Source organism: Blastococcus sp. OS1-29, assembly GCF_057628075.1.
In genome coordinates this window covers 71,983-78,542 of record NZ_JBXXJK010000012.1, presented here as the reverse complement: position 1 = coordinate 78,542, position 6,560 = coordinate 71,983, and the positions used below count along the sequence as shown (strand labels likewise).

Genomic DNA, 6,560 nt, shown 5'->3' with positions numbered 1-6,560 from the left:
CGCCGCCAAACTCAACGGGCGCCCCCGCAAGACCCTGGGCTTCAAGACCCCAGCCGAAGTCCTCGCCCGACTACTCTCCGAAGATCAACAAGCTGGTGTTGCGACGACCAGTTGAATCCGCCCGCCTGATGGCCCCGAGTTCGTATGACTCGACGCGACGCGCAGCTCAGCTCCGGCGGCGGCGGGCCAGCAGGAAGATGAGCAGCAGGAGACCGAAGATCCCGGCGGCCGGAGCGGTGTACCGCGCCATGGCGGCGCCGCCGGCGACCTCGAGCAGGTCGATCGGCTCGGGCTCCTCCCGCCGGGGGATCGACCGCGGTCCTTCCGACGGCACGCTGCGGACGGGTGCCCCCGAGGCGGGCCGGTTCGGCGGCGCCGTGGGGCCGGACGGGGGACCGCTCGGGGCCTTGGCGGCCGGTGCCACGTCGCTCGCTGCCGGTGCGGTGTCGACTGCAGCAGGCACGGTGTCGCCCAGCGGCGGCACCGCCTTCACCGGCGCGGTCTTCGCCGGCGCGGCCTTGGCGGGGGCGGCCTTCGCCGGCGCCGTCTTGGCCGGCGCCGCCTTATTCGCGGCGACCTTGTCGGTGGCGGCGGCCGCGGTCTTCTTGGTCGCGGCGGCGGCCTTCTTCACCGCCGTCCCCTCTCCGGCGGCCTGCTCCGCCGAGGCGGCGACCTCCTCGACCGCGCCGGCCGCGGTGGCGACGGCCTTCTCCGCCGCGGAAGCTCGTGCGGCGTCCCCTGCGGCGTCGCCCTCGCCGAGCTGCGCCGCCAGCTTGTCGGCGAACTGGCCGAGCAACTTGTTGCCGACGTCGGTCATCACGCCGCGGCCGAACTGGGCCGGCCGGCCGGTGATGTTGAGGTCGGTCAGCACGTCGACGCGGGTGATCGATCCCTCGGCGGCGAGCTTCGCGGTCACCACGGCCGCGGCAGTGCCGTTGCCCCGCTGGTCCTTGCCCCGCGCGTCGATGACGGCCTTGTGCGCGGCCTCGTCCTTCTCGATGAACGACGCCTTGCCCTGGTAGGTGAGGTTGATGGGCCCGAGCTTGACCTTCACCCGTCCGGTGAAGTCGTCCCCGTCGACGGTGTCGAGCGCGGCGCCGGGCATGCACGGCGCGATCCGCTCGATGTCGAGGAGCACCCGCCAGGCCTCGTCGATGGGGACGGGCACAGTGAACGAGTTCTCCAACTGCACGGCTGACCTCCTGTGCGGTACGTAGCGGCCGGTCCACCCTAGGGGCGGACCGGCCGGAACGGGTGAGTGCGGAACCGCGGTTCCCGCCAAGCTACAACCCGGCGGCCGCCGTCACCGCCCGACGAGTGAGCACCGTGGCCAGGTGCTCGCGGTAGTCGGCCTGGCCGTTGAGGTCGCTGCTCGGACTCGTGCCCTCGGCCGCGTGCTCGGACGCCGACGCGATCGCCTCCGCCGTGGCCTCCGCGCCGGCCAGGGCCTGCTCGACCGTGTGCGCCCGCAGCGGGGTCGGGCCCATGTTGGTCAGTCCGATCCGCGCCTCGGCGATCCGCCCGTTCTCGCGCCGCACCGCTGCCGCGACCGCCACGATCGACCAGGCCTGCGCCACCCGGTTGAACTTCTCGTAGTGCATGCCCCAGCCCTCGCGCTTGGGCACGCGCACCTCGACGAGGATCTCGCCCTCGTCCAGCGCGGTCGTGAGGTAGTCGACGAAGAACTCCGCCGCGGGCACGGTGCGCCGTCCGCCCAGGCCGGCGATGACGAACTCCGCGTCGAGCGCGAGCGCCACCGCCGGCAGGTCGCCGGCCGGGTCGGCGTGGGCCAGCGCCCCGCCGAACGTGCCCCGGTGGCGCACCTGCCGGTCGGCCACCGTCTCGGTCGCCTCGGCGATGAGAGGGGCGTACTGCGCGATCAGTGGATCGGCGAGCACGTCGGAGTGCGTCGTCATCGACCCGATGACGATCGCGTCCCCGTCGTCGCGGACCCCGCGCAACTCCGGGACGCGGGTCAGGTCGACGACGGTCTCCGGTGCGGCCAGCCGCAGCCGCATGACCGGGATCAGCGACTGGCCGCCGGCGAGGATCTTCACGTCCTCCCCGCCCGACGCGACCGCCTGCAGGGCCTCGTCGAGGGTGGTCGGCCGGGCGTAGGCGAATGCGGCGGGAATCATCGGTCGCCTCCCAGCGAGGACTCGTCGGTGGACACGCCGGCCGTGGTCTCGGTGGAGGCCCCGCCGTAGGCGTTGGTGCCGGCGGTGGCCCGGCCTCCGCCGTCCCCGCCGTCCTTGATGGCCCGCCAGACCCGTTCCGGCGTCAGGGGCATCCGGATGTCGGAGACCCCCAGGTGCCGGACGGCGTCCAGGGCGGCGTTGACGACCGCGGGCGTCGACGCGATGCAGCCGGCCTCGCCGACGCCCTTGGCACCGATCGGGTTGCCGGGCGCCTCGTGCACCGTGTTCCCGGTGTCGAAGTGCGGCAGGTCGGCGGCCGACGGGACCAGGTAGTCGACGAAGGTGCCGGTCGTGAGGTTGCCGTCGGCGTCGTACACGGCCTCCTCGTACAGCGCCTGGGCGATGCCCTGGGCGAGGCCACCGTGCACCTGCCCTTCGGCGATCAGCGGGTTGACGATCTTCCCGATGTCGTCGACGCACGCGTACTTGCGGATCTTCACCATGCCGGTCTCGGTGTCGACCTCCATGGCGCAGATGTGCGTGCCGTGCGGGAAGGAGAAGTTCACCGGGTCGAACGTCGCGTCCGCGTCGATCGACGGCTCCACGCCGTCGGGGAAGTTGTGCGCCGCGAACGTCGCCAGCGCGATCTCCTGGATGGACAGGCCCGTGCCGGGGGTGCCGCGCACGGAGAACGACCCGTTGGCGAACTCGAGGTCGTCCTCGCTGGCCTCCAGCAGGTGGGCGGCGACCCTCCGGGCCTTGGCGACCACCTTCTGCGCGGCGTTCACGACCGCCGCACCACCCACGACGAGCGAGCGGGAGCCGTAGGTGTCCAGGCCGCGCGGGGAGATGGCGGTGTCGCCGTGCAGCACCTCGACGTCCTCGAACGGGACGCCCAGCTGGTCGGCGACCAGCTGGCTCCAGGCGGTCTCGTGGCCCTGCCCGTGCGGCGTCGAGCCGGTGACGACCTCGACCTTGCCGGTGGGCAGCATCCGGATGGAGGCGTGCTCCCACCCGCCCGCGCCGTAGGACAGCGAGCCGAGCACCCGCGAGGGCGCCAGCCCGCACATCTCGGTGAACGTGGAGAAGCCGATGCCCAGCTGCACCGGGTCGTTCGACTCGCGCCGGCGCTGCTGCTCGGCGCGCAGCTCGTCGTAGCCGAGCAGCCGCAGGGCCTCCTGGGTCGCCTGCTCGTAGTCGCCGCTGTCGTACTCGAGGCCCGCCGCCGTGGTGAACGGGAACTCCTCGGCACCGATCCAGTTCTTGCGCCGCAGCTCGAGCGGGTCCATGTCCAGCTCGACGGCGAGCTCGTCCATGATCCGCTCGATCGCGAACGTGGCCTCGGGCCGGCCGGCGCCGCGGTAGGCGTCGGTGGGCACCTTGTTGGTGAAGACGCCCTGGCAGTCGAACCGGTAGGCCGGGAACTTGTAGATGCCCACGTACATGAAGGCGCCCAGGACCGGCACGCCCGGGCTGACCAGCCGCAGGTAGGCGCCCATGTCCGAGAGGATGTGCACCTTCAGGCCCTTGACGTTGCCCTCGCGGTCGGCGGCGATGTCGATGTACTGGATCTGGTCGCGACCGTGGTGCGCGCTCATCAGCGACTCGCTGCGGGTCTCGGTCCACTTGACCGGCTTGCCCAGGCGCTTGGCGACCAGGAGCGACAGCACCTCCTCCGGGGTCACCTGCAGCTTGCCGCCGAAGCCGCCGCCGACGTCGGGTGCGATGACGCGCAGCTTGTGCTCGGGCGTGCCGGTGACCATCGCGAGCATGAGCCGCAGGATGTGCGGCACCTGCGTCGAGGACCACATCGTGTAGTTGTCGCCCTGGGGCGAGACGACGACCGAGCGCGGCTCCATGAACGCCGGGATCAGCCGCTGCTGGACGAAGCGCCGGCTGACGACGACGTCGGCATCGGCGAACGCCTGCTCGGTGTCGACACCGGTGCCCGCCTCGCCGGCGTCGAAGACGAAGCGGAAGCTCTCGTTCGAGTCCAGGTGGTCGTGGCAGAGGTGCGGTTCCTGGCCGACCGCCTTCTCCATGTCGAGGACGACGGGGAGCTGCTCGTAGTCGACGTCGACCAGCTCGACGGCGTCCTGTGCCGCGCTCTTCGAGCGCGCGACGATGACCGCCACTGCCTCGCCGACGTGGTTGACCTCCTCGACGGCGACCGACGGGTGGCCCGGGTTCACCATGTCGGGGGTGACCGGCCACGCGCACGGGATGGAGCCCTGCTCCTCGGCGAAGTCGCGGCCGGTGAAGACGGCGACGACGTTGGGGGCCTGCTGCGCCGCGGTGACGTCGACGTTGGTGAGCTTCGCGTGCGCGACGGGGCTGCGGACGACGGCGATGTGCAGCATCCCGGGCAGCACCATGTTGTCGGTCCACGTGGTCTTCCCGGTGATGAGCCGGGCGTCCTCCTTGCGACGACGCGCCTTGCCGACCTCCTTCTCGGGGGTCTCGGCCGCGGGTCGTTCCTCGGTGACTGTCATGCCTGCGCTCCGCTCGGGTTCATCTCCGCGGCGGCCTGCTGCACCGCGCGGACGATGTTCTGGTAGCCGGTGCAGCGGCAGAGGTTGCCCTCGATGCCCTCGCGGACCTCGTCCTCGGTCGGGTTCGGGTTGTCGTTCACCAGGTCGATCGAGGCCATGATCATCCCGGGGGTGCAGAACCCGCACTGCAGGCCGTGCATCTCGTGGAAGGCCTTCTGCATCGGGTGCAGGCTGCCCTCGGGGGCGATCCCCTCGATGGTGGTGACCTCGCTGCCGTCGGCCTGGACGGCGAACACGGTGCAGCTCTTCACGGCCTCGCCGTCGAGGTGGACGGTGCAGGCGCCGCAGTTGCTCGTGTCGCACCCGACGACGGTGCCGACCTTCCCGAGCTGCTCGCGCAGGTAATGGACGAGCAATGTCCTCGGTTCCACGTCGTCGCTGTAGTTCACGCCGTCGACTCGCACGTTGACCTGCGTCATGTGCCCTCCGCTCGCAGCTGTGGCCCCGGTCACGTCCGGGGTACACGGCGGAGTCTTACGCCGCAGGGGCGGCTTAGGCCAGGCTTACTCGATCATCTCGGCAACTCCAGCGGCCCGGTCACGCCTGGAAGCAGCGAAAATCCCGGGATTCCAGGGGGATTCGGGCCCAGGGCGACGCGTCGGCGCTCGGCCGCAACGTTGCAGCCGGGTTGCAGCGGTCAGGTCGCCGGGACCCGCTCCGGCACGCCGGCCACGCTCTGAGCAGCCGTCGTCCGCCTGGTCCGGACGCGCAGCGCGGCCGAGACGGCCAGCGGCACCAGACCGGCCGCGGCGAGACCCGCGCCGACGACGCTGGGCGCGCGGTACCCGAGTCCCGCGGCGATGACCAGGCCGCCCAGCCAGGCGCCGAGGGCGTTGGCCAGGTTCAGCGCCGAGTGGTTGAGCGCAGCGCCGAGCATCTGCGCGTCGCCGGCGGTCTCCATCAGCCGCATCTGCAGGCAGATGGCCAGCGTGGAGGCGCCGATGGAGACGAGGAAGACGCCCACGAACAGGCCCGGCGCCCAGGGCGAGACCAGCGCGACGACGGCCAGCAGGACCCCGAGGAATACGAGGCTGCCGACGAGGGAGCGGAACAGGGCGAGGTCGGCCAGCCGGCCGCCGAGCGCCGTCCCGACGACGCCACCGGCACCGTAGACGAGCAGGACGACGGGCACCGTGCCGCGGGAGAGGTGCGCGACGTCGGTGACGACCGGTGCGATGTAGCTGTAGAGCGCGAACATGCCGCCGAAGCCGACGACGCCGACCAGCAGCGTGAGCAGCACCTGCGGGCGCCGCAGCGCCCCCAGCTCGCCGCGGATCGTGGCGTGGCGATTGCCCGGGGACGACGGGACGACGGCCAGCACCGCGAGCATCGTGATCGCGGCCAGCACGACGACCAGCACGTACGCCGACCGCCAGCCGAAGTGCTGCCCCAGCCAGGTCGCCGCGGGGACGCCGGTGAGCATCGCGACGGCCAGGCCGAGCAGGACCGAGCTGACCGCGCGCCCACGCAGGTGCGGGGCCACGAGCGAGGCGGCCACCAGCGAGGCGACCCCGAAGTAGGCGCCGTGCGGCAGCCCGCTGACGAAGCGGGCGAGCAGGAGCGTGCGGTATCCGGGGGCCGCGGCGGTGAGCCCGTTGCCGATCAGGAAGGCGCCCATCAGGCCCACGAGGAGGGCCTTGCGGGGGAGGCGGGCGCTCAGCGCGGCGATGACGGGGGCGCCCACGACGACGCCGAGCGCGTAGACCGAGATGACGTGGCCGGCCGTGGGGATGTCGACACCCACGCCGTCGGCGATGTCGGGCAGCACGCCCATCGTGACGAACTCGGTGGTGCCGATCGCGAAGCCGCCGATGGCCAGCGCCACGACGGCGACGACCACGCGCAGGGTGCTCGGGCGCTCATCTCTCAC

Annotated in this window: 5 protein-coding genes; all 5 read right to left on the bottom strand. The window is 72.1% G+C overall.

Annotated features, from left to right (window positions below; genetic code table 11):
• Positions 1 to 166 precede the first annotated feature (166 nt).
• The 5 genes from AC2H4J_RS23525 to AC2H4J_RS23505 all read right to left on the bottom strand — a co-directional run bounded on the left by AC2H4J_RS23525 (position 167) and on the right by AC2H4J_RS23505 (position 6,560).
• Entirely contained in the window at positions 167 to 1,192 is a 1,026-nt protein-coding gene (locus AC2H4J_RS23525; protein ID WP_487467353.1) for an SRPBCC family protein, read from the bottom strand.
• A 91-nt stretch (positions 1,193 to 1,283) separates the two neighbouring features.
• Positions 1,284 to 2,138, bottom strand: a complete 855-nt coding sequence (locus AC2H4J_RS23520; RefSeq protein WP_487467352.1) for an FAD binding domain-containing protein — start codon at positions 2,136 to 2,138, stop codon at positions 1,284 to 1,286.
• A complete protein-coding gene (locus AC2H4J_RS23515; protein ID WP_487467351.1) occupies positions 2,135 to 4,630 on the bottom strand; it encodes a xanthine dehydrogenase family protein molybdopterin-binding subunit in 2,496 nt (831 codons plus the stop codon). Before AC2H4J_RS23515 ends, AC2H4J_RS23520 begins: the two co-directional genes overlap by 4 nt.
• Complete coding sequence (locus AC2H4J_RS23510; RefSeq protein WP_487467350.1) at positions 4,627 to 5,109, bottom strand: (2Fe-2S)-binding protein; 483 nt, start codon at positions 5,107 to 5,109, stop codon at positions 4,627 to 4,629. Before AC2H4J_RS23510 ends, AC2H4J_RS23515 begins: the two co-directional genes overlap by 4 nt.
• Positions 5,110 to 5,327: 218 nt before the next feature.
• Positions 5,328 to 6,560 carry an MFS transporter gene (locus AC2H4J_RS23505; protein ID WP_487467349.1) on the bottom strand — a complete coding sequence of 411 codons (1,233 nt, stop codon included), beginning with the start codon at positions 6,558 to 6,560 and terminating at the stop codon, positions 5,328 to 5,330.